We start from the raw sequence: 23992 nt of genomic DNA on the forward strand, positions 1-23992 counted from the left end.
GACTGCGGCCTGTAACGCGCCATGACTTCGAAGGGTCACGCGTGCTCAAGAGCTTCATTCGTCATTGACGACACTACTTCACAAACCTCACTTCCACGAGGTGCAACATGAGCTTCGAGCTACCTGTTACGGTGCTACCCCTCTCCAAGTACCAGCAAAATGAGATTAAGTGGGCAGTTGAACATCAACTGGGAAGCGCCCATCCTTTCCTGAACGAGAACGAGCTCTTCGAAGCCTTTGAAGCGTGGGGAACGCCGCCGCGAGGACGTACCTACATACTCGAATCTCGGATTAAGGCACCAACGAGAAGTCCTAAAGGAATGCACGGAGGAAACGTCAGGGGCCTCTACGTTTCTCGCAAAATGAAACGCGTGCTACTTACAGAAAGCGGAAGGGTCGAATTTCCCGCTGTGGTTCGCGCCGACTTTGACGGTGTTACTCGCGAGATTTATTGCCAGCCAATGCAAGTCGAGATACCAATGCTCATCACGCGACGGCGTAAGGATGGCACTCAAACGGAGTACGTGCACACTGTTCCCTATACCCCGGACATCCTTCGATTGACGCTTTATGGGCCCCTCGTGGAGGAATGGAAAACGGAGGAGGAACTCGTCAACTTCTCCAAGAGGTACTCGAACCGGTTCGTCAAACTCGATGGAACCTGGCACTGCCCTGAGAGGGAGGCGTACTTCAGGGAATTAGGTATCACGTATTGTGTCAGGTCATCAGAAGACCACCGAAGCCTCTTTCATTCGAATATACAACGATTGTGGGCATATCTCAAACCGAACTCGATGCCGCTGAGGGAGGATTCGGTGCAGGCCATTCAGAAAATCGTGGGACGGCGGGGGATGATGAGCGTCTTGGAACTGAACTCGCATGCATACCACCACAACGCGCCTTGGTGGGAAGACGTCGAGCTGCCAGCACCACAGGGTCAATTCACGGTCGACGACGTGGTTGCGGCAATAGCAGACCAGCGTCTTTTCATCGACCTCGATACAGAAGACCTCACCAACCCTGGCAGCGCAATTGTCTGCTCGTCCGCGAAGCAACTTGAACTCTTGAAACTGCAGCGCCCTCCTCCCCACACGACGTGCGAGTATGTAGAGATGGTTGTTGATGTAGGGACCGAATTTGCGTTTCGGGGGCAGCCAGACACATTCGTAATCACGGCCATGCCGTTTGGGAAGATTTTCTACCGAAATACGGCTTCGACCATCTTCGAAGAGCTCTCCGACACGCAGTTCAAAAACGGCTTCTACCACGGCGACATCAACCTTCTGTCATCCATCAAGACTACACGCGAGCTTTTGGCTGCATGTCGATACATTCGCGACAAGGATGTCGACGAGGCGAATTGTCGATTTGAGCTAGTCCAGTCGATTCTCCAAGCAAGAGCTGGCCAGCAGCCAGAACCTCAACATGTACAAAGCTCACGAACAATTCAGCGCTGGATGAAATTGATGCGTGACGCGGGAGAATCTCATAGCCAGCAAATCTTGGCACTTGTGCCGGGAAGGAGACCTGGAAGGGGACCACAGGTTTCAACCCAAACCCTGTCGTTGATTGCGGAAATAGTTCAAGGGGCGAATAACCCTATCAACCCGCTGACCAGCAGCCTGTTCGACACATTCCTGCGACTCGCCGGAGAGAGAGATATTAAGCTATGCTCTAGACCGACCTTCTATAAACACGCGGTCGAATTCCGGAACATAAAGGATACCGAAGGTGCGCGCCGCGCCTACTCTCTTGAGCCGGCCGTTTGGTATCTCTACCGAAATGACAGGGTCCATGGTGGCTGGCCGTTCCATCGCGTTCATATCGACCACACGCAGCTAGATATTATCATCAAGGTACAAGGTTACGGTGGTCGATACTACAAGTTGCGCCCGTGGCTGACGGTTGTTATGGACGAGACAACGAGAGAAGTCTTGGCGATGTATCTCGCGAGTCATCACCCCAGTTCTGTGAGCTGCATGATGGCGATTCGTGCCATGGTCGCCATCCATCGAAGAGTTCCGGACATTATTGTCGTCGACAACGGGGTCGAATTCCGAGCATGGGCTTTTCGCAAGCTTTGCTTGCTCAACGGTATCCATGTGGAGTACAGACCTGCGCATGAAGCACGATTCGGGGCGGTCATCGAGAGGCTCTTCGGCAGAACCAACACAGAACTCATACACGAGCTAGTCGGAAATACGAAGGCGCTGAAGCACGTCAGAGAGTTGACCAAGTCTGTGGACCCTATCCGGGCCGACCATTTGAGTTTCGTTGAATTGCATTGCCTGCTCGAGCACTACTTCTTCCGGCAGTACAACCGTGAAACCATTCATCCCGCTCATGACTTCACTCCTGAGCAGTATGCCAACGGACTCTTCGGCAGCATGGGGCGGAGACCCGAACGCCTCTGTGCCTACAATATGCAGTTCAAGTTGCAATCGCTCATTCCGGTTTATGGTAACAACGGTACTCGCACGATTGACTCCCGGATGGGGGTGCACGTAGGACGATTCTGGTACTGGGCAGACGAGTTCAAGGCAGCCCAGTACAAGGGTCGCAAGGTCGAGGTATACCAAGACCCATGGGACGTAAGCGTTGTGTACGCGGTGTTGCCGAACGGCGATTGGTGCCGGTGCATCTCTGCATTGCTCATGCAGTTCCGAGCTCTCACGCAGATTGAGTTGCGCTTTGCGCTCTATAAAGTCCGCTTACGCCTCAAATCTGCACCGACGGCCGAGTTTGACGCAGTCCTTTCGGAGGTCTTGGAGGAGTCGATGACGCCAGCGGCTGAGGCGACTGGCGTGAGCCAAGATTTCTATAAGCCGTACGGACTTGCCGCGATAGTGAGTCGACCGACAGAAGAGAAGGACGTCATCACGTCGCCGGCCCAACTCACACTGATGCGCGCGATGGAGGAGCACAAGTATGTTGCGCCTACGTCTGCCAAAGTCTCACGAGCGGAGCCGGGCCAAGGTACTTGCAAATCCGACGAAAAGCCGAGAAGATTCGAGATGGTCGACTTCAAAACTATTAAAACTCGCGACCCTCTTTGAGAGATTTAGGAGGTGAGGAAATGGTTCCCTCGAAGCAATTTGCCGTACGTGATAGGGCGATTGCGGGATACCCTGACGACAGGGGTGCCTACATGCAAACGCTGTATGTTCCGCATAGCACGTTTGTCGCTTTGGACGATGAGGCCATGAAGTGCATGGCTGCCGGCACAAGGCAAGCACTCAGTCTAGTTTTTGGACCGTCGGGAATTGGCAAATCACCGGTTCGTGCCGGTGTGAAGCGCCGTCGATGACGAAAGTCTCTAGACGAGCCAGCCAGTCCACCTGCAATTCCGATAAGCCGCGAAGACTCAAGATGGGCGACTGAAAAACGACTTGAACTCTTGACCTCGCTGGAAGGTTGAGGAGGCGTCAAATGCTTACGTCAGACCAAGCTGCAGCGCGTGAAAGGGCGATAGCGGGCTCACCTCAGGACAAAGAAGCCTACATGCGTGAGATTTACGTTCCGCACCGAAATTTCGACCGGGTAGATAGCGAAGCGAAAACCTGCTTGACTGCGGGAACGGGGTTGGCCATCGTTATGGTTGTCGGGCCGCCCGGTGCTGGAAAGACCACGTTTGGCCGGTTCCAATTGAGAGAACTTCTCAGGCGATATGCCGCCCAAATTCATCATAGCCGCTCATTCATTCCGGCTACCATGGCGACGCTCGACACACCGCAAAAGAATCGGGAACTCAACTGGACACTTTTATACAGCCGCCTCTGCAGAGCACTTAGGGCGCCAAGCCCGCTTGACGGCTACACCGTTGAACAGACTGACACGCAATCTTTCGACATGCTCAAACAGGCGAAGCTGTTCTTCGAAGCGGCCCTAAACTACCGTGGCCTCCGCCACCTCATCCTCGACGAAATCATCTACCTCACAGCATCATCAACAGAGCCGTTCTACTACGGTGAGTTCTTTAAATCGTTGGCAAATCGTTCGGGGTTCAATCTGTTGCTTCTGGGCAATTACGGATGCGAAAGAATTGCAGTAGCAAGTGGTGCCTTGGCGCGCCGCGTCATTGTCCTGGAGTACCCTAGATACAAGGCCAACAACGACGACTATAAAGAATACTGCAAATTTGTTGCCAGCATCCTTCCTCTACTGCCCTTTCGCTTCGAGGTAGATGTCGAGGAGCATCAACAATACCTGTTCGAGTCGAGCATCGGGCTACCCGGCTTAACTGTGAACATCCTTTTCGAAGCCTGCAGTCGTTGTAATGAGGCTCGATTTCCACGGTGGGACGACCGCTATTTAAGACTATCGATGCCATCGGACGAGGCACATGACCAGTTACTTAAAGAAACACTTATTGGAGAAATGAAGATTGAAAGATTTCTGAGGTCTGGAGATAAGCATAACTATAATTCCGAAGATATCATTCTAAGCCGAATTCTGGCTGAACAGTCGCAAGAATCGGAACGACAACGAGGTAAGTAAATGCCCGGCGAGGAAAATGGCTCAGCGTGCTTACCCGGGGGATGGCCCGAAGGTTATCCCCCGCGCTCTGCGCTTTTTGACGTTGAGCCGGAGGGGGTCTGCGGAGCAAGCTTCGAAAGCCTCTACAGCGTTTTTCGCCGTACGAGCGCTGCACATTTGATGCGGCCATTTACGCTGGCGAACAGGTCGGTGACACCCCTCTTCGGACCTTCGAAGAATAGTGCCTCGCACTACGCCGAAGAATGGTCGCTCTCAGTGATGAACGGCGTTGGGAAGCTCACCGAGCGTTGGTTGGTCGCGCTGTCGCAGCTTACGCTGCGCAACGACCTTTACCTGCATACACTGTTTCCATTGCGGCATTTAATTCCTTATAAGGGATTGTTATGTCGGCGAGAAAGATTTTGCCCCGATTGCTTCAGAGATGACGAACGGACGAAGAGACCAAAGTATCATCGGCTGCTTTGGGCAATCACGTGTGTCGAAGCTTGCCCGCTCCATGGGACACTCTTGCAAGAGGAAGCAAAAATCGAAAGTCGTCGCAATTATCCATACTGGCTGCCTGGCGTAGCGAGGACCACAGGACGGAGCCTTTCGGAATTGCCAAGTGTTCCAGCCCCGCCGGTCAAAATTCGCATCGCGAAGCTTGTAGCGGACCTACTCGATGACGTTCATCGTAATCCTGAGGCATTTCGCGATTCCGTCTGCGCCATTCCGTCGTTCCTGTGGTACGCAACTGATTTCCTGTTCGACAGGATTCCGGCGCATTTTGCGAATCACATCGGCGTAACCAAATCCAGCCTTCACGGCTGGATGACTGGGAAGAATCTCCCGTCTCTCCCTAGGCTCTCGCTTATAGCGCATTGCTGCGGATGCACCCTGCCCGATGTGCTCTTGGGTAACAAGGTCTTCCTCAAAAAGATTGAGCGATATGACCAAGCGCCAAAAACGCCACGACGAGCGTCTGAATCCATGACCGACGAAGAGATAATCCAAGCTCTCGACGATAGCATCGAAAGAGACGACGACGAGTCTGCTTTCGAAATCGCGCGTAGACTTGGACTCAACCATAGGCGTGTGAAGAAGCTCGCGCCTGACCGATGGGCGATGCTTGTTCAGCGTCGTATCCGAAGGAGAACTCATCGTCGAGTAGCGAACGAAGACTACAGATTCTCCCTGTTTTATCAGTCTTTCAAAGATATTCAAGACCGTGGCGTATACCCGTCGCGGCGACTTGTAGCCGAGGATGTGTTCAAACGTACTGGTGTGGCGTTGCGATTCACAGACAGGTTTCTTCAGAGAGCCCACGTTCTTAGCGGAACTCAACTGCGGCATCGGGAAGCAGTATGTCGTACAACGAACGTATAAGAAAGAACGCTGGTGGCAGCAGATAGGTGATGTCAACTCAAGAAGTTGGTATGGATTCGTTCAAGGATATTGGCGAACAAGCGCCTTTCGAATTAGTGCCTGGCGGCTGGCCGGACGACTCCCCTGCTCGTTCTGCCTTGTTTGACGTTGCCCCGGAGGGATTCTGCGGAGCCAATTACGAGGACCTGTTCAGCCTATTCAAGCGAACAAGCGTTGCGCACCTGATGTCGCCTGTCGCGCTTGCCCGTCAGCTAATCGCCCCGTTAGCTGTACCTCCAGGACGAAAGTGGCTTCAGCGAGGAGACGGGCGTTACTTCGCCTTGATGAACGGCAACGGGGTCGTGGCAGCGCACTGGTCTAATGCTCTAGAGCGACTCTTGTTGCGAAACGACCTACATCTACGAACGCTCCTTCCCCTCCGCAGACTGCTTCCATCGTGGAATTTGCTTAGCGCGGGCGAGTTGTACTGCCCCGAGTGCTACCGCGAAGACGAGGGTGCAAATCGTCCGAGATACCACCGATTGCTCTGGTGCATCCGCTGCGTTCAAGCATGTCCACTTCATGGCACGCTGCTCCGGAAGGTTCCCGAGCATGAGCGAGCGCAGTATCTCCGGGATTGCCGGCTGCCCGGTGTGTCGCAGCAGACTGGAGGAAGCTTAGCGTCTAAGACCACGACTGCCGCTCCGCTGCACAAGATTGAAACCGCCAAGCTAGTTGCTGAGTTGCTTGATGACGTTCTCCACGCGTCCGTAATTTTTGAGTCGAATTCGCTGGTATCGCGGTTTCTAGGCTACGCGGCCGAGTGCATTGATGGAGGCCTGGTGGCCCGGCAAGCGAAACGACTAGACATGCCTGAAGGGAGAGTTCTTGCGTGGATGGCGGGCACGGCTCGCCCGTCGCTATCCGAATTGTTAAGAATAGCAAGGGTGTTCGAGTGCAGCATCACGGACGTTCTGTTTGGCAACAAGTTCATCCTCAAAGCTCAAAGCGTGGCTTCACACCAAACGCCGGAGCCTAACAACAAGCGTGTTGTTTTAGTCGAACTCGAACACGTGTCCACGAAGATTTTGGAGATGCTACAGACGCAGGAGTGCACGGACGTGACGGCTGCGGCGGAAAGCCTTGGCTTCTCGAAGTACCAGCTACGCGACGCTGCGCCCGATGCATATGCGACGTTAGTTGAACACTGCGCTGAAGCACAAGCGCGGCTTGACCTTGAAAGCTCAGAGCTGCGCTTCTCGGAGTTCCTGCGTTCATTTATGAGGTTGCAGCAGAATGGCGAGTACCCCACTCGCGCTAAGGTCGCAGCGGATGTGTTTGAACGAACTGGCATTGTGATTGCCTATTACGATAACTTCTTAGCGCGGGCACATGCGCTTAGTCCCGTGGCTGCACGTCGCGGCAAACCGCCTTTAGCGGCGAACAGCACTAGCCCTGGAAACCCACCGACCAAGAGGTCACCCGAAGAATTTGCACAAGAGGTACGCGAACTGATTCGGGCTGGCACATGCAAAGATGTAAGAACCGCAGCGGAAATTCTCGGTGTAAGCATGGCCGCTCTAAGGACGCTGATTCCTGAAGCCTATTCTGAGATGGCTCGGCACTTTGCTGAAGTCCAACGCCTCGACAGGGAAGAGAGGTCCGAACAGCGCTTCTCAGAATTTCATAAGTCGTTTGTCAGCGTCCAGTCCAGGGGGTTGTACCCCTCCCGAGAAAGAGTCGCCCGCGACGTCTTCGAACGGACTGGCCTTGTTATTCGACAGCACGACGAGTTCCTGTGGCGGGCGCATCAACTCAGCCCACCGGCCAAGCCGCGGGGGAGATTGCCAGTCGCCAACCTCGTGAAGGTCAAGCCAGGTCGACATCGAAGGAAAAATTCGGGCTAACCCTAACTTTTTTTTGTTTAGTAAAGCAATAGCTGTCCATTGCGACACCTTTTGCTTTATTTCACACTATGACAATGCGTTAGGTGGGCTTCAGTCTCACCGCCACACCCAGTAGAACTTGCACTCTGATTCTGCATACCTTTCTTCGATTTGAGGCCGGGCTTTTTACCGAACCGACCGTTCCATATTCGAATGGATTGATCCGCTTGGCCTGAAGATTCGGCGTCGAAAGCGACAACCCTTCACGCTGCCGGGCGTCGCACGCACTCTTACCGCGGGCGAAATGGCGAAAAATTCTATTCGCCAGTTTTATTGCTCAGGGACGCTTTTCACTAAAAATGTCATCGCAAAATATATATTATTGGACTTAAATCTAAAATAAATCCACGTAATTCCGCGAAGAATAACGCTTGATTGCGTTTAACCCAATCGGGTCTGCGAAATGAACTGTCGCTCTTTGGAGCGTAATAGCGGAAGCGGTTTTAAGTAGGCCCATTCCTTACGGAGCGCTTCGTGATCACTCAGCAGTCACGGCGATTCCAGCGCAACTGGCACAAGCCAGCGCATCTGCGCACCGAGCCACCGCATTTTCCATGGATGAAGCTCGCTGGAAGGTGGATTGAACAGACGGGCTTCAACGCGGGACAGCGCGTAAAAATCGCCATCGAACACGGGCGGCTTGCGATTACCGCTGAATGAATGGAGAGGCTGCATTTTGCGGCCCTTATTTATAGCTCTAGCTCCATCTAGAGAGTGGCGACTGCTTTAATCGATCTTCAAGCAATTTCTTATCAAGAATACCGCTAGCGAACAACGGGGCAAACAGTTGCTCTAGGATTTCAAAATCCTCCTGACACCCTGTATTATCAAAAAGTAAGTTAACGGCACCTTCACGAATACTGGTGTCGCCATAATTTTCTGCATCTATAATGAGCTGAATAATATTTGATTTTATCTTTTTATTTTTCTCATACTCATCATAATCTGACAAAAATTCTAAGCTATAAAATTCATTCATTTCATTAGCGAGAGCATCGAAACGATTAGCTAGAGTGTCCATCTTTATAAAACCTCATATGCGCCAGGAGGAATTCCGTTTTTAAGAATTATCTCTCGATCTTTTCTCGCAAATCGGAATGCCTTGCCTATTAAACCTTGACCTTTTCGAACGTCCACGATTTCATCATCCGGAATTTTAGATAAATCAATCTTAATTTTGCAATTGCTTTGATTATAGAAATCCGCTCTTTCCTCAAGTTCTGTAAGAGAAATCAGTTGAGTGTTAAGTCTTCCATTCTCAACGTGCTCTTGAACAGAATATGTTGCCGAGGCATCCTTAGGTTGAATGTGTTGCTGTTCTAGTGCGCAACCTTTCTGTTTTCCTGTGAGCGCTCTATACGCAAAACCGGTGTGTTTTTTCTTTTTAGCCAATCCTGCCGGATCGGTCCAGCCGAACACGTTGGGAGCAAATTGATACGGATTGCCACCACCAACCAACCCAATCGGATCTTGCGAAACGAACTGCCCGGTGTTGGGATCGAAGTATCTGAAGCGATTGTAATTCAGCCCCGATTCGTCGTCCGCGTATTGACCTTGGAGACGAATCGGCTGATCAACCCGCCGCGCCTCCAGCCAATCGACCCCGCCCGTTACACCATAATGCGCCTCCCAGACCACATCGCCTTGCGCATCACGCAACCGCACCGGCGCCCCGTTCGGCTCATTCTCATAAAAGAATAAGCCAGTTTCGACGATCCGTGTGCCACCCGCTGCGTCCGTTTCCAACTCGAACCGTTGCATCGCGAGCGGCTCGAACGAGTCGCCATGATACGCATAGAACCGCGCTTGCGGCGCAGAAGGCGCTGGTTCACGCACCTCCCCCACCATCACATCGCCGTCCCACAGGAACCACGTCTGCGATCCCTCTTCGCGATGCGTCATTCCCGAGCCACGCACCCCCGACGCCAGCTTGCCGATACGCCGTCCCAACGCATCATACCGATACGTCCAGCGCTCGTTGGACGTGTTTTCGAACCGCGACAGGCGCCCAAACGCATCCCACTCGAAACGCTGCACCCCTAACTGACGATCGTGACGCTCCGTGAGTTGTCCCGCCGCATCCAGCCACCAATGCGCGCCATCGGCCTGACGCAGTTCGCGCCCATCCTTGTCCTCGCGCACCGTCCGGAACCGATCGCCCTGCGCGTCGTACACGAAGTGACGCAAGCGCTCTGCCGGGTCCGTATGCGCAATGATTCGCCCCAGCGGATCATAGCGATACCGATCCACGCCGAGCCGGCTATCGCTGCGCGTCACCAGATTCCCGCTGACGTCGTACGCGTAGGCAACCTGTGCCTCGCGCCGTCCCGCAGAACGCACCGCCTGACGCGCAAGGTGTCCCGCGCGATCGTACTCGTACACCTGATCGAACTGTGCCGTGAACTTCAGCGCGCTCAGGCGGCCCGCCATGTCATGAGTAAAACGGACCGCCTCATGTTCGCCGATCTTGAGTGTCTGCGTCTGGCCCAATCCGTCGTAGCCGTATGTCAGCGTCTGACGGTACGCATCCTCGCTCGTCGATGCGCGCAGTTCGCGCCGCTGCGTGCTCAGTTGCCCCGCCGCATCGTACTCGTACCTCAGCGTGCCGAGCATGTCGCCCTGCCGCTGCGTCTCACCGGTGATGCGACCGTCGATATCGTACGTGCGCTCCACCACGCCATGCTCATTGCGCGCTTCGACCAGTTGGCCGCGACGGTTGTACGCGTACGCCTCGAGCGCCCCATTCCCCGCGCTTCGATGCGTGATGCGACCCAGCGCATCGCACGCTATCGCCAGCACCTTGCCCAGCGGATCGGTCGTACCCGTCAGATATCCCGCCGGATCGTACGCATAGCGGCGCGACTGCCCGTAATAATCGATCTCCTCGATCAAGCGCCCCGCCGCATCGCGCTTGAGCTGCCACGTCTGACCCAGCGGATTGCTCACGCCGATGAGTTGTTCTTCGGTGTCGTAGTGATAGCGCGTGACGCTTCCGTCCGGGTCCGTGCGCGTGTGCAACTGCCCCTGCCCGTAGTAGTCGAAACGCGTGACGTGACCCGCTTCATCCGTGTAGCCGACCAGGTTGTCCTCACGGTCGTACTCGCAGCGCACGCGCCGCTCGCCCGGAAGCTCACACGCGAGCAAGCGATCCTTGGCGTCCCAGGTGTAGCGCGTCGCTTCCTCGCCCGGCGATTCACGCCGCAGCAGATTCCCGCGCGCATCGTGCAAGAACCGCGTGATTCGGCCCAAGGCATCTGTCAGACTCGACAAGAATCCACGCTCGTCGTAATCGAGCGTCGAGGCGCGCTGGGCGGCATCGGTGACTTGCCTGAGCTGGCCGTGCGCATCGTACGTGAAGGCCGTCGCGAGGCCCGAGGGCGTCGTCTGCCGGATCAGATTGCCGTGCGCGTCCCAGGTCTGCCGCCACTGGCCGCCCTCGGGATCCGTGATCGACACCGGACGATGCTGCGCGTCGTATTCCGTCTCCACCACCGTCCGATCCGGCAGCCGATGGGCAAGCAGGTTGCCATACGCGTCGTACTCCCAATGGGTCGTGTTGCCGCCGGGGTCGACTTCCGCGATGGTGCGTCCCTGACCGTCGTACTGGTAGCTGCGCACGCCGCCCAGCCCGTCGATGCGCGCAACCGGCCATTGCTGATCGTTGTACTGCAGCACCGTGCGGTGGCCGAGCGAATCGGTGAAGCGAGTCTCGAGATGCGCGAGATCGTACTCGAAGCGATAGTCGTACAAACCGCCATCGCCCCATGCATGATCGACTCGCCAGAGTCCGTCATCGTGAAACCTGTGGCTGTAGTGAAACGACAGGCCGTTGCGGTCCGTGTGACGCACCATCTGGTGCTGTCTCGCATATTCGAAGCGGTACGGCACGTCGTGTGCGTCGAACACCGCGCTCAGATCGCCTCGCTCGTCCTGCCTGTAGGTCGCCAGTGGATGAACGCTTCCTTGCGCATCGCGCAGGCTCACCGCGCCGAGACAACCCTTCACGCTGCCGGGCGTCGCACGCACCTCGCGACCCGTCGGCCGATTGCCGCACTCCTCGATGAACCGGATCGACAACCCGCCGTCACGCGGCTCGATGTGTCGGTCGATACGCCACGCGTTTCCGTTCAGGTCCGACAGGCGGCTAAGCGCCAGGCCGAGGGTGCGGCCCTGCACGATCGACGGCACGCGCTCGCGCCATTGCCGGGACAGCGCGAACGCGAATTCGAGACCTGAACGCGTTCTGACTACAATTTCGTCATCCTCAATAAATAGGGCGTGACCATGCTGACGGTCGTACAGCCGCGCCGACCATCCGGTTTCTTGCGGCAATTCATCGAAGGCCGTGGCGTGATCCGCAAAGTGGACCGCTGCGCTGAACTGATCGCCATCGCGCACCAGTTCCAGGCGGATGTCTGCCGGACTGCGCCATCCGTGCCCCAGCGCGCCCGCAAAGTCGTCGTGGCTCGCGTAGTAACGATCCCACACGAGCGGCAGGCGCCCCTCGACCGTGAAGTCGTTCTGCTGCACGACCACTTCACCGGTGATCGAATTGACCGGTTCCGCGTCGAAAATCACGCACTTGATGAAACCCGACGGAAAATTCTTGAACAGCTTCTTAGCGAGCTTCGAGCCCCGGAACGCCTTGAACAGGGCGGCGGCAACCGCCAACATGTTCATGACCGGCGGTCCGCCCACGAGAACCGGACGCTCGGCCGGAATCGGCAGCATCACCGACGTGGGCAAGGACAACATCTTGCGGTCGGTGTGCGCGCTGTTATGCGACATCGGCATCATGCCGGCAAACCAGCAACTGAGCGCGGGCAGCGCGAGGAAAGACATTGGATCGCCATTGGCCAGCACGGTGCGGCTGCCCATGAACGACTCCGAGTCCTGCGACGGCCCTGCCGCATCCGGCCCAGTAAAGCCCGCCCCCAAAGGAAAATGCAGTCCCGGAACATGGAACGTGTGCGTGCCTGCGGTGGCGCGCAACATTCCATTGATGAAGATCGGCGCACCGCCTCCGCCCTTGCCCACGTTGCCGCCAAGGGCGTCGCTGGCTTTCTGCTGGAGCGCGTTGAGCTTGTTCAGCGCGCCCATGCCGGTCTTGACGGCGTCGTTGTTCATGACAGCGTTCATCGCGCCCATGCCCGACTTCACGACATCGCTGTTCATCACGTCCGCGATCTGCTGCTCGTGCGCTTGTACGAACGCCTCGGCCTGCTCTTCCACGAAGCTGAACACGATGCTGCCGATGACCGCCATCGCCGCATTCAAATATTCGCGCAGATCCAGCACCATCCCCACGTGCGGATGCGGCAGCGGAGTCGGCGCAGGCGCGTTCACCATATGGACATCGATGCCGACCACCGGCGTCAGGTGGTTCACAGCCAACATCGTCATGATGCGTTGCCCTCTTCCATGTTGTTGTTTGCGATCAATTGGGCGGAGACATCATTCGGCGAAAGCGGCTTCGACGTTTCTTTCCAGTCGGGGCCATACAGCGCCTCTAGCGCGCGTTCCAGTTCGCCGCGCCGCACATGCAGCCAACCGATGCGCTCGAGCATCCAGCTCACGACCAGTTGCAGATTGCTGTTTGCCCGCAGTGCCGGCTCCATGCTCTGGCCGGCTCCGAGCGCAAGGAAACCAGCGTCGAGCGCCGCATCGCGCTCGCGCGCGCGGTCCAGACACCATGCCCGCATGCGGTGCGCCTCGACCAGCAGGATGCTGTCCTTGTCCACCCGCGCGAATTCCGCGGCTTTCGCATAGCAACGCGCGGCGTCCAGATAGCGCTCGCGCGTGATCTGCACGCTCGCTTCACCGAACAATCCATTCACGACGAGCTTGTTGCCCGCAGGGTGCGATGCTTCGCGCGCCTGTTGCGCAGATGCCGTGGCGTCTCGATACGCGCTGAGTGCGAGATCCGCCGAGCCCCATTTGAGGTACGCCGCCCCGGCGAGCAGATGCACGGTCGCGCTCTGATCGAACCATTGCTTGGCGTCGCTCACGCCGAGCGCCGATGCGCGCAGGCGCTCCAGGCGAGCCGGGTCGTTGTGACCCAGGCTCTCCGAGAGTTCGACGAAGAGTCTGCGAAACTGTCCCGTCGCGCCGCGCTCGCCCGATTGCGCGGCCAGCTCACGCGGCAATGCCTGCATCTGATAGCGGCCGTCGGTTCGACGGACGGCATCGGGCCGCTGTTTCGCGAGCCCGCCAAATGCATTCGGATCGGTGCCCATCAGGACCAGCCGGAGGCGACGTGACAATCCGGCGTAAGGTCCGTTGAGCAGGTTCAGCAGTTTGTCGAGACATGCCTCGAACGCCTTGGGCTTGTCGTTGCGCGCTGGCGCGAGCACGAGCACCATGCCCGGAAACACGTCGGGATGATGGAGCATCAGGCTGTTCAAGACCGCAAACAGGTGTTGTGCCGCGTGGGCATGATTCCGCGCGGGCGGCTTCCAGTCCGCGACGATACCCGTGCGTGCGGAACCTTCACGCCGCGTATCGTAGAACGCGATGATTTCCTCGGCGAGCGCAGCCGGATATCGATCGGCGTCTTCGAACGGTGAGTTCAGTTCGAGCACGGCGTTCGACATCTCGCGCTGCGTCTGAAAGAACACCTTCAGCAATTCGGCGTCGGCTTCGTTCGCGTGCCAGTACAGCAAGCGCGCGGATTTGTCGTTTGCGAAGGCGAGCCAGTCTTCGTGCGCGGCCATCATGCGGCGCTCGACCGGGTTGGTGGGTTGCCAGTTCTGCATGAGCGACGCCGTCAGGGGTTCAGTTTGAGCGTGGCTCCGCTCACCGTATGCTCGCCCTTCGCGGTACTGGTCAGCGTCTTGCCGTCGACGGTTACTGTCGACCCGACGATCGCGTGACTGTCCGCACCTTGCGACAGAATCTTCACGCCCTTGATCTCGATCGTGCCATCGGACTTCATCGTGATGCTCGACTTGCCACACTCCAGCTTGATTTCATCAGTGGCCGTCGTGCGTATCGTTCCGACGACCTCGACTGCCTGACTGTCGTCAACCTTCACATACTGATGACCGGTCACTTTCTGCGTGTGATTGCTCAGCAGCGTTGTCGTCTTGTCCCCGTGAACGGTCTCCTCTTCCGTGCCAATCACCGTGGCGGTGCGCGTCTGCTCGACCGTGAAGGTGTCGTTTCCGACCACTTTCGCCTCGCGGTCCTTCTCGACCGTATGCGTCTGTTTGCCGGTGATGGTGGTGTCCTGATCCCCGCCGATGGTCAGCGTGTCGTTCTTCGTGACGGCCCGCTTGCGATTCGAATTGAGCGTGATCGTTTCGTCGCCCGTGACCGTTTCCGTTCGTGTGCCGGCGACGGTCGTCGTTTCGGTACCGCCGATCGACTTGATGCGGTTCACATTGACCGTGTGTGCCTCGTTGTTCTTGACGGTCGTGTTCATGTCTTTCTGCGCTTGCAGCCAGACTTCCTCCGCGCCTTGCTTGTCCTCGAAGCGCAAGCCGTTGGCGGTCTCCGCGCTGCCCTTCATGGATCGCGACAGCATCCCGCTCTGCGTTGCATTGCCTGGCAGATCCCACGGCGGCATTGTCTCGGCGTTGTACAGACGCCCGACCACGATCGGCCGGTCCGGATCGCCGCTCTCGAAATCGACGATCACCTCGGTCCCCACCCGCGGGATATTGACCCCGCCGAAGCCGCCGCCCGCCCAGGGGTAAGACACGCGCACCCAGCACGAGGAGTTCTGGTCCTTCACGCCCGAGCGATCCCATCGGAAGCTCAGCTTCACGCGGCCGTACTGGTCGGTCCAGATTTCCTGTCCGGCCGGCCCCGTCACCGTTGCGGTTTGCGGGCCGTTCGTGCGGGGTTTCGAATAGGGGCTGCGCAACGGGCGATACACCGTTGTCGCCGGCTGAACGATGAAGTCGCTATACAGGCGATGCTTGCCGGAGCCCGTCGAATCCTCCGCTTCGGATGCGGCAAAGGTCGCCGAGATCACCAGATACTCCTGATTCGCCGCTTCGTGCGGATAGCCCTCCAGACTGAAGGTCGTGCCGCATTCGATGTCACGCACGTTGCCGCCGCCGCTCGCGCGCTCCGCCTGCGCGCGAAGTTCCTCCATGCGCAACCGGGCGATCTGCTCGCCTTGAGAGGATTCCGTATAGTCGCCAGGCCATTCGTAGCGCTCGAAGTCGTTGTGCGCGGTGTTGCGGGGCAAGTCGTTCTGGGCAATCAGCGGCGCCGTGGGCTTCTTGAAGTCGTAGTCGTTCGTGGTCACACGCCCCGTCTTGAGCATGCCAGACATGTCGAAACGACTGATGTGCTCACGATCGCTCCGGCGTCCTGGCTGCACGTACCACAGCGTCTGATAAGCAGGGCTCTTGACCGGCTTGTGCGCGCCGAGCTGATCGACCAGCACCATGCGGTGGAAGCCATCGGCATGCTCGAAGAACCAGTAGATCCCATGTTCGGCCATCAGGCGCTGGATGAAACGGAAATCCGTCTCGCCGTATTGGACCTGATAATCCAGCACCGGATACGTCTCGCTGAGCCGCAACTCATACGAGTACATGTAATTCCCGAAGACCTCTTCGATGATCTCCACGACCGTTTTGCGCTGGAATATCCGAAAATCGGAACGCTGATCGGCCAGCGAAATCCAGGGTTCAAGCTCCAGCTGATACCGGCTCTGCCGTTCCAGTTGGCCGACGTAGCGTGCGGCGGTGACGATCCCGCTGATCTCGCGCTTGCCCGCGACGCCCGGCATGAAGCTGCCCATTTCCTCCAACTGGACGTTGATGGTCAGTTCCTTGCCGATCATGGCTGTGAGATCGAGATTGGCGGCGGCTTCGGCCGGCATGACCGACTCGAGCGGCGTACAGCAATCGATCGTGTACTTGTAGATACTCGACAGCGCCTCCGTACCCGACAGCGACCGCACCTGCAGTGCGGGCTCGCCCGTTGGTCCGTTCGGCAACGCCGCTCCACTGATGCTCACAGTGCGCTTGGTCAACACATTCATCATGACGGGAAACCCTCGATAAATCTTCACAGATCGATGGCAGATTCGTTACGCCACCAAATTCGATCAGTTATGCAAAATCTTTTTGAGATGCGCTTGCAGTTATGCGGCTGGTTCAGTTCAGATAGCCAGGCAAAACGCCGATGTGCGGGTCGATATGCAATCCGACGGTCGTGCTGCTCATGAGCAGCACGACGCGCGCTTGCGCGATGGCCCGCTCGGTCATCCAGAATGTCTCGGCCGATGAAAAGCCCATCATCATTTCGGACACGTTGATGCCGAGCAAGAGTGCACATGCATCCGCATCTGGAAAGAGGCGCATTCGGGCGTCCACGAATACCGCGCCGCCGCGAAAGTCCGTCAGGCTCAGTTCCTGACCGAAGAAAGCATCCGTCATGAATACGGTCGGCGCCGTCGGCGCTTCGGTGATCTCGTCTTTTGCTTCGTCGGCCTTTGCCTTTCCCTTCTCGTTTGCATCTGCTGCCGGCTTCTCGACCTTTGAATCGTCATCGGCGCTTGGAACGGCCTGCTTCACCTTTTCGCCTGCTGCCTCGTTTCTCTCGGGAAGACCGGCTTTCGCGTTGGCCGTATCGGCCTCCTTCGCCGTGGCCGGCTGCGGCGCGGCCTGTCCAATGACGGAAGCGACGGTGCCGTCGATCGCCGTGCTGAGCGAGTCAGTCAATCCGTCGACGAGCTTTTTGGCGCCCGGCAGCAACGACTCGGCTTTTCGGGCGGCGGCATCGGGACTCGGTTTCTTCACCTCGACCGGCGTCCCCCGCAGATCCTGGGGCAGCACCATGAGCGGCAACGCAACGCGCCCAACGCCGCCGTGCGCAGGCGCGTCTATTCTCGACCGGCCAAAATAAAGACTCTGACGTTTTCCATTCGGGTCGATCAGCGTGATCTCCCCGCCGGATGCAATGACGATATCCGCATTCATGCCGTACTTGATGTCGGCATGATAGGTCCATTTGCTCGGTCTCAGATGCGACATAGATTCGCTCTCCTTGATTTGCTCGATCGCGCGGACGCGCAAAGGTCGCGCTTCTCATACCCTGAAGCTTTCACGCGTCGACACTCCATTTTTCGATCAGGTCGGAAGGAATCGCGCCGATGATCTCCGCATACCCCTTGCCGACAAGAGACTCCGCTCGCCGCAGCAGAAGCGGAATCGGACTGCTCGGTTCGTGCCGTTCGAACCACAGTCGCACGGCGCGCATGGACTCGAGTGCGTCATCGCGCCCCCGGGCGTGCGTCTCCACGCGAGGCATCGGTGCTGCAACATCGACGAGTGCACGGGCATCAGCGATGTCCGTGTGCGCGTCGTTGCTTTCGTCGGCTGCAGCGTCACTCGTCGTCCGGACGACCTCATCTTCCGGACCAAGCGGCGCCATCGTCGGCGCCGCGGTGACGAAGTCGCCGGCCACCCGGCGCAACACGCGGCTCAGCGCGGAAAGATCGGGCGCATACACGCCGAGGTGCTGTTGACTCCATGCATCGATTTCGTCGAGACTCGCGAGTGCGATCTCGAAGCCGGCGAACACGGCAGGCTGCTGAACGCGCATGTCCTCGAGTTGCCGCGTCACGGATTCGACGGTCAGCGCGTCGCTCGCGCGCGGTTGCGCGAACGCCCGCTCGACATCGCGCACTTGCAGGCGCGCGACGCTTGAGCGCGTGAGCGCGATCTCGCGCACGTCGGAAAGCAGGCCTTCCATGTCGGTCAGCGCCTGAAGCGCATTCATCCGAATTTCCAGCGCGGCGTCACGATCCTCATCGACGCCCGGTTGCGGATGAATCGTGTCCGGATACGCGCCCAGCCACGACGCGAGCAGCCGCAGCCCCTCGGCCAGCCCGTTCGCTCCGGCAAGTCGCGTGCGGCATCGCGCGAAAAGGATGGCAATGCGGATGTCCTTGCTGCGCATCATCATCCGCCGGCAATCACGATCCACCTCGCCCCAGTTGATCGGCTCCGCCGAGCCGACGAAATCGCCGTACTGCGCGTCCATCTTCGCCGCGACCCGCGCGGCCAGCACGACGAATTCCGGGTCGTATTCGAGATCGACGCCACAAGGCGAGACAGGATCGATCGGCGCCAGCCAGTCGTGCGCCGGGCTATCGTTCGTCGCCGATGGTCTGGTTTTCGGTTGCGCCGCGCGCTTGTTGGTCGTGTTCATCGCGCTCCTCCACCCGCGCTGGCATGCACGGCGCGCTCCTCGCGTGTGCGCCGTGAGAATTGGTCGACGTATTGCTCCGGTTCGAAGCACATGCCCGCGACCGCCTGGCCTTCCGGGGAATGTCCCAGCCAGCCCGACCAGCCCAGTTGCTGCGGTCCGCCCACCATTGCGGCCGACGCACTCTCGGCTCGAATGCGCAGTTCGAGTTCCCACTCGAACTCGCGGCCGACGAAGCTGCGCACCAGATCGACCAGCATGGGCAAATCGTCGCCGCGCGGCGTGAACCGCAGGTACCGGTCCATATCGATCGGGCCGACGACGATGCGAAAGCGATATTGCCGGTCGGGTACCTGTTCGCCGAGCAACGCGCCCACGCCCATGGTCGCGGCCGGTCCCGCGCGTCCCAGATGCGTGTGCTCCTCGGCCGCGACCTCGATCCAGTGAAAGACGTATTCCACGATGTTCACTGGCACACCGAAGTAGTGCTCGAGCGTCATCCGCAGGCCGTCCGGATCACGCGCCTCGCGCACGAGACTCGACGCGGCAGCAAGCTGCGCGTGCGCCGGCAGCGTGCGCCGGCAGATTTCGTTTGTGTCCTGTCCGATGATGCTGGCGACATACAGCGAAAATGGCTCATCGCCCGGACGATCGAGCCCGGCCGCCGCCTGCGCCGAGGACCACGCCCGGTAGAGCAGCGTCAGATAGCGGTGGTGAAAGATGTCGAGGAAGTCGACCAGAGTCTTGTCGCGTCGCCATTCCTGTCGTTCCCGCGCAATTTCAGTCACATGAAGCGGCAACGGACCGTTCGGCCCGAGCATGCCGAGACCGAAAAGACGTATTTGCAGATGCCCGTCGTGCGCCCCCGCACTCGCGATTTCCCGCGGCGCGAACGTCAGGCTCGGGTACTGCCCGAGACGAAACGGCTCCGCGCTCGGACGTTGCGCCGTGCCGATGGGCGCGATGCCGGCGTTCGCACCGATGCGGCGCATCAGCGATAGAAAGCCGTAGCGCCACGGCTCGGACTCCAGACGCGAAAACGTCTCCGGCGAAAGCGGTGGATCGCGCAGCAAGGACGCGACAGGCAGGCGTTCCATCAGGCGACTCCGCGCGTGCCCATGCGCACCGGCCAGCGCATCACGCGACCGCGCTGCATCGAGTGCAGTTCGGTCTGCGTAAAGGAATTGATCGACACATGGCGCGCGAGATAGTGCTCCAGGATCAGGCCGAACAGATACGGACTCACGCCGGAGAAGCCCGTTTCGTCGACGGTCAACTGGCATTCGATGCCGCGCCCGAACACGAGCGGACCGGCGCCGGGCAGCTTTCTCGTGACCGGCTTCGTCCTGACGCCGACGAGGCTTTCGACCTGGCGCTGATGCTCGGTGTCCTCGGCATTCAGGAACAGCCGAAGCATGTCGCGCAGGCCTTGACCGCCCGGGCGATGATCGATGTCCTCCAGCGGCAGATAGTTGAAGTTCAACTGGCGAATCAGGCGCCATGCAATCTCGCCATCCGCATAGGGCGGCCGCGGCGCACTCGGCGCACGAATCAGCCCGATGCTCGCAATCGGTCCCGACTGCATCGTCTCGAAATCGTCGATACCGTTGCGCGGCACCAGGCTCGGCAAGTCACGATTGGTCAGCCACGCATCCACCGACAGGTAGCGCATGCTCTCGTGATAAGGCGCCTCCTGCTGGTCGACCAGCGACACGAACGTCTCCGTGCCGATATAGGGCGTGCGCGATCCGTAGCGGCGCGCGGAGTCCGACAGGAGCCTGCGCTCGCGGCGCATCGAGAAATACCGCCCGTGATTGCCTTCGTCGTCGTTGAGCGTCTGATAGAGCGGCCGGAATTCAAGCCGCGCCGGATTTTCCTTCACCTGACCATAGAGCGCGTCGACGGCGAACACCTCGTAGTCGAGCGGTGCGGCGCGCTTGGGCACCAGATGAAATTCCGTCTCGTTCTGCGATAGTTCTATGCGATCCAGTTTCTGCGGAAAAAGGTTGATGACCGGCGTGCAAAAGAGCGCAAAACGCGACGCATCGACGAGTCCGGCCAGACGATCCGTGGATCGGTCGAGCAGGATCACGATCTCGGCCTCGTTGCCGCGAACCTTCTTCAATCCTTCGTCGAGACCGGTCAACGTGAAGAAGTAGAAGCGGCTCGGACATGCGAAATATTCCTGCAGCAGGTTGTGTCCATGAAACTTCGCCCAGACGAGCGGCAGCATGCCCTGGTCGATCCCGAGCCCTTCGTGAACGACCGCCTGATCGCCCACGGCCGCAAACCGCCTGTCCGGTTCGCCGAATGCCCCTGATTCGCCGACGATCGACGCAACGCTTCCCGCATGCAGCAACTCGAACAGATTCGACGCGACCTGCTCCTCGCCGGCCAGATAAATGGGCAGGCGATCGAGCCCCCGAAGCTGCTCGATCTTGATGCCGCCGGTCGTGCGGATACGCAACCGCAGCGCGCCACGCACTTGCGCGTGCGCCGGCACGTAACGCTCGAGCGCGGGAATATCGGGAGGAACCCCGGTCAGGCGCGCGCTTACGATCTCCAGCGGGTAGAGCGTGACGTCCTGGCTCGTCCGGAACGTGCACGGGGTGCGCTCGCCGCGTGGGACATGGGTCTTGAAGGGCGTACCGCGCGCAATGCGAAAGCCTTCGGCGAGCGCGCCTTCGTTCATGCCCGGAAAGATTCGCGCGACGGCCATCGATGGTGTCGGGGCGACATAATTCGGATACACGACCTCGAGCAAGCGCTGGGTGAAGCGCGGAAACTCCGCATCGAGCTTGATTTGAACGCGCGCGGCCATGAAACAGAACGATTCGATCAGCCGCTCGACGTAAGGATCTGTCATTTCCTCCGCCTGCATGCCGAGGCGTCGCGCGATCTTGGGATGCGCGCGCGCGAACTCGCTGCCGCTTTCGCGCAGGTAGAGCAACTCCTGGTTGTAGTAGTGGAGCAGACGCGGATCCATGAAGACTCGGTTGATGCAATGAAAAAGTGACTCAGCCGCGTCGCGGCGAGGCGTGCAGGCGGCTCGTTTCGAGGTCGAGGCTTGTTTGCACGAGAAATTCGAGCGGATAAGGGTCCATGCGGATCAGTCCACGAATCTCGAACGTCATCTCGTTGTGCCGACCCAGCGTCTCCGTTGCCTTGAGCGGCGTAACGGACAGCGAATCGGCGATCAAGCGCGGCTCGAAGTCTCTGATGGCACGCGTGACGATGGCTTCGATATCCGCCCACTTGCGCGAGGCCAGGAAGGTTCCGGCGAGCGCTGGCACGCCGAAATTCAGCGTGGAAGCCGCGGCGAGCGGATAGCGCTCGCGATCGATCCGGTCTTCGAGACTGGTCGCATTGAGCAGATACGCCAGGTCGCGCTGAATGATGTCGCGAATCTGAGTGCGCGTCATGGCGTACTCGTCCGGTGTTTCGCTATGCCGATGAGGTGAGTCGTCGCGCAGTCGATCGATGAGAGTGGGCAACAGATAGTCGTCCGTCCGGCGCGGCGTGCTCGTCGTGCCCCCCACCCGTTTTCGCCCTGTCATTGCACGGCTCCACTGGCGGCGTCTGCGTCATCGAGCACATGCGCGTGTGTCGAGTTTCCGAATGTGCACTGGGCCAGATCGAACACACCGAAGTCCCCGGCGCTGGTCGCCCAGGTCTTGCAACCCGACGCAATCACGCCGGTGCGGCCGATGTCGTGCCAGACCGTGCGCCGGCCGAGCAGCAAGGCGTCGCGCTCGCGCGCTGCTTGCGCCGGCATCTCCGGATATCGCGCAGGCATGAAGCCATTGAGCGGCGTGCCGTCGGCGAGTGTCAGCGTTGCGGGCGCCCAGATCAGATCGACGAGCGAGACCGGACGCGCGATACGCCACGCCGCGATATCGGCCAGCGAGATCCATCGGTAGCGCCCCGCGGCGACGAACTCGCAGACGGGTCCGAGCCGGGTGTCGCTATCACCGATCCAGTCGAAGGACCCCGCTGAGCCGGCCCCTGAGACAAGGGGCGCCGCATCGAGCGCAGTTTCCCGCGCGGCATCCGCTTCGTCGATATGCCCACGCGCGGCGAGGCCCAGCGCAGCGTGCAAGCCATGCATCCAGGCGGGATTTCCGTCGAATACGAAGCCCGGTTCCTGAGCACCCGCCATGACTTTTCCGCGAACACGCTCCGCACGCACCAGGTCGCGATAAAGATGAGCTGTCCTGTCCTGTTGCTCGCCCAGTTGAGCGAACGCCTGGAGCTGCTGAATCGCGCGCGCCCATTGCTGCGTGATGCAGAGCCATTGAAACAGCACCCAGCGATGCGCTGCGGCAGCCGGCTCCTTGCGGATCTTCGCTTCTGCCGCTTCGATCGCCTGCTCAGGCGTGATGCCTTCGCCAGCGACATTGCTTGCGATGTTCAGGTTCATACATCCCCCTTTGAAGCGACATGCTCGCGCCGCGCGAAAACGCCGAAAGTTTGTTGCATCGGGCTGTCGATCGCCAGCGTGTGGTGCTCGCGACGAGCCAGTTCGGGCGTGACTCTCGCCGACCGCTCGGCCGCACTCGCGCGGCCCTGCACGGGCGCAAACATTTCGAGGATTTCCGGCACGGCGCGAGGCTCGGCGAGGTAGTCGTCGACATCATGGAGCGTGCCAAAAGCCTGTTCGAGCGAATCGGGCGCGCCGAGCCATTCACTGATCGCTCGATCCGCTGGCGCACGCGCCCCGGCAGGATACGTTTCGGGCACCGTGATCGGCTCGATCATCGGCGCGTCTGAATGCTCCCAGTTGTCTGCCGGCAAGCTCCGCGCACCCTCGAGCGCCTCGTAATAGCGTGCAGTAAGAACGCCGATGATATCGCTCTGACCGGGCTCCACGGACACGGGGACGCCTGCTTCTGGAATCACGAAGGCGTCGCTGTCCGGCAAAGGAAACACGAGCTCGCCGCCATCGCCTTTCGAAGGCGCAAATCCGGCCGGCTCGATTCGCTCTTCCATATTCATGCCCAACTCAAATTCACGAAAAAGATTGAGGACAAAAA

Annotated in this window: 16 protein-coding genes and 1 pseudogene; 5 read left to right on the plus strand and 12 right to left on the minus strand. The window is 59.0% G+C overall.

The annotated features are described in order from the left end of the window. Positions 1-107 precede the first annotated feature (107 nt). The 3 genes and pseudogenes from AWB80_RS06795 to AWB80_RS45535 all read left to right on the plus strand — a co-directional run. Entirely contained in the window at positions 108-3056 is a 2949-nt protein-coding gene (locus AWB80_RS06795; protein WP_061173863.1) for a DDE-type integrase/transposase/recombinase, read from the plus strand. 373 nt (positions 3057-3429) lie between these two features. After that, complete coding sequence (locus AWB80_RS06800) at positions 3430-4497, plus strand: ATP-binding protein (RefSeq protein WP_061173864.1); 1068 nt, start codon at positions 3430-3432, stop codon at positions 4495-4497. Continuing rightward, positions 4498-4995: pseudogene (locus tag AWB80_RS45535) on the plus strand (TniQ family protein); the annotation flags it as partial. A 156-nt stretch (positions 4996-5151) separates the two neighbouring features. Here the strand turns inward: AWB80_RS45535 and AWB80_RS44835 are convergent. Continuing rightward, positions 5152-5802 carry a hypothetical protein gene (locus AWB80_RS44835; protein ID WP_244206424.1) on the minus strand — a complete coding sequence of 217 codons (651 nt, stop codon included), beginning with the start codon at positions 5800-5802 and terminating at the stop codon, positions 5152-5154. An 89-nt stretch (positions 5803-5891) separates the two neighbouring features. On the opposite strand from AWB80_RS44835, the gene AWB80_RS06810 reads away from it, so the two are divergent. Continuing rightward, the gene (locus AWB80_RS06810) at positions 5892-7748 is read left to right on the plus strand and encodes a TniQ family protein (protein ID WP_087131062.1); all 1857 of its coding nucleotides are present in this window, start codon (positions 5892-5894) and stop codon (positions 7746-7748) included. Positions 7749-8261: 513 nt separating this feature from the next. Next, complete coding sequence (locus AWB80_RS06815; protein WP_087131063.1) at positions 8262-8447, plus strand: SymE family type I addiction module toxin; 186 nt, start codon at positions 8262-8264, stop codon at positions 8445-8447. 37 nt (positions 8448-8484) lie between these two features. On the opposite strand, the gene AWB80_RS06820 is transcribed toward AWB80_RS06815, so the two are convergent. The 11 genes from AWB80_RS06820 to AWB80_RS06870 form a co-directional block, all read right to left on the minus strand. After that, a complete protein-coding gene (locus AWB80_RS06820; protein WP_208635615.1) occupies positions 8485-8808 on the minus strand; it encodes a hypothetical protein in 324 nt (107 codons plus the stop codon). 2 nt (positions 8809-8810) lie between these two features. Continuing rightward, positions 8811-12935 (minus strand): RHS repeat-associated core domain-containing protein, encoded by a 4125-nt coding sequence (locus AWB80_RS06825; RefSeq protein WP_143327981.1) that lies wholly within the window; start codon positions 12933-12935, stop codon positions 8811-8813. A 251-nt stretch (positions 12936-13186) separates the two neighbouring features. After that, positions 13187-14542, minus strand: a complete 1356-nt coding sequence (locus AWB80_RS06830) for a hypothetical protein (protein ID WP_208635616.1) — start codon at positions 14540-14542, stop codon at positions 13187-13189. A gap of 11 nt (positions 14543-14553) precedes the next feature. Beyond that, positions 14554-16791: a type VI secretion system Vgr family protein gene (locus AWB80_RS06835; protein ID WP_087131065.1), complete on the minus strand. Its 2238-nt coding sequence runs from the start codon at positions 16789-16791 to the stop codon at positions 14554-14556. A gap of 112 nt (positions 16792-16903) precedes the next feature. Then, positions 16904-17782, minus strand: a complete 879-nt coding sequence (locus AWB80_RS06840; protein ID WP_143327982.1) for a prolipoprotein diacylglyceryl transferase — start codon at positions 17780-17782, stop codon at positions 16904-16906. A 70-nt stretch (positions 17783-17852) separates the two neighbouring features. After that, on the minus strand, positions 17853-18962 hold the full coding sequence (gene tssA, locus AWB80_RS06845) for a type VI secretion system protein TssA (RefSeq protein ID WP_061173869.1): 1110 nt from the start codon (positions 18960-18962) through the stop codon (positions 17853-17855). Beyond that, a complete protein-coding gene (tssG, locus tag AWB80_RS06850) occupies positions 18959-20056 on the minus strand; it encodes a type VI secretion system baseplate subunit TssG (RefSeq protein WP_061173870.1) in 1098 nt (365 codons plus the stop codon). Before tssG ends, tssA begins: the two co-directional genes overlap by 4 nt. After that, positions 20056-21945, minus strand: a complete 1890-nt coding sequence (tssF, locus tag AWB80_RS06855; RefSeq protein WP_061173871.1) for a type VI secretion system baseplate subunit TssF — start codon at positions 21943-21945, stop codon at positions 20056-20058. The genes tssG and tssF overlap by 1 nt, the downstream gene beginning before the upstream one ends. Positions 21946-21976: 31 nt before the next feature. Beyond that, a complete protein-coding gene (tssE, locus tag AWB80_RS06860; protein ID WP_061173872.1) occupies positions 21977-22516 on the minus strand; it encodes a type VI secretion system baseplate subunit TssE in 540 nt (179 codons plus the stop codon). Next, positions 22513-23379, minus strand: coding sequence for a type VI secretion system accessory protein TagJ (locus tag AWB80_RS06865; RefSeq protein ID WP_061173873.1), 867 nt, complete (start codon positions 23377-23379; stop codon positions 22513-22515). The genes tssE and AWB80_RS06865 overlap by 4 nt, the downstream gene beginning before the upstream one ends. After that, on the minus strand, positions 23376-23954 hold the full coding sequence (locus tag AWB80_RS06870; RefSeq protein WP_061173874.1) for a TagK domain-containing protein: 579 nt from the start codon (positions 23952-23954) through the stop codon (positions 23376-23378). The genes AWB80_RS06865 and AWB80_RS06870 overlap by 4 nt, the downstream gene beginning before the upstream one ends. Between the last annotated feature and the right edge of the window lie 38 nt (positions 23955-23992).

This window comes from Caballeronia pedi (assembly GCF_001544915.2).
GTDB lineage: Bacteria > Pseudomonadota > Gammaproteobacteria > Burkholderiales > Burkholderiaceae > Caballeronia > Caballeronia pedi.

What these genes read in the sequence shown, in the direction of transcription:
- AWB80_RS06795 (WP_061173863.1), top strand. Translation starts at nt 108, where the DNA reads ATGAGCTTCGAGCTACCTGTTACGGTGCTACCCCTCTCCAAGTACCAG.
- AWB80_RS06800 (WP_061173864.1), top strand. Translation starts at nt 3,430, where the DNA reads ATGCTTACGTCAGACCAAGCTGCAGCGCGTGAAAGGGCGATAGCGGGC.
- AWB80_RS06810 (WP_087131062.1), top strand. Translation starts at nt 5,892, where the DNA reads ATGTCAACTCAAGAAGTTGGTATGGATTCGTTCAAGGATATTGGCGAA.
- AWB80_RS06820 (WP_208635615.1), bottom strand. Translation starts at nt 8,808, where the DNA reads ATGGACACTCTAGCTAATCGTTTCGATGCTCTCGCTAATGAAATGAAT.
- AWB80_RS06825 (WP_143327981.1), bottom strand. Translation starts at nt 12,935, where the DNA reads ATGGGCGCGATGAACGCTGTCATGAACAACGACGCCGTCAAGACCGGC.
- AWB80_RS06830 (WP_208635616.1), bottom strand. Translation starts at nt 14,542, where the DNA reads ATGCAGAACTGGCAACCCACCAACCCGGTCGAGCGCCGCATGATGGCC.
- AWB80_RS06835 (WP_087131065.1), bottom strand. Translation starts at nt 16,791, where the DNA reads ATGATGAATGTGTTGACCAAGCGCACTGTGAGCATCAGTGGAGCGGCG.
- AWB80_RS06840 (WP_143327982.1), bottom strand. Translation starts at nt 17,782, where the DNA reads ATGTCGCATCTGAGACCGAGCAAATGGACCTATCATGCCGACATCAAG.
- tssA (WP_061173869.1), bottom strand. Translation starts at nt 18,962, where the DNA reads ATGAACACGACCAACAAGCGCGCGGCGCAACCGAAAACCAGACCATCG.
- tssG (WP_061173870.1), bottom strand. Translation starts at nt 20,056, where the DNA reads ATGGAACGCCTGCCTGTCGCGTCCTTGCTGCGCGATCCACCGCTTTCG.
- tssF (WP_061173871.1), bottom strand. Translation starts at nt 21,945, where the DNA reads ATGGATCCGCGTCTGCTCCACTACTACAACCAGGAGTTGCTCTACCTG.
- tssE (WP_061173872.1), bottom strand. Translation starts at nt 22,516, where the DNA reads ATGACAGGGCGAAAACGGGTGGGGGGCACGACGAGCACGCCGCGCCGG.
- AWB80_RS06865 (WP_061173873.1), bottom strand. Translation starts at nt 23,379, where the DNA reads ATGAACCTGAACATCGCAAGCAATGTCGCTGGCGAAGGCATCACGCCT.
- AWB80_RS06870 (WP_061173874.1), bottom strand. Translation starts at nt 23,954, where the DNA reads ATGAATATGGAAGAGCGAATCGAGCCGGCCGGATTTGCGCCTTCGAAA.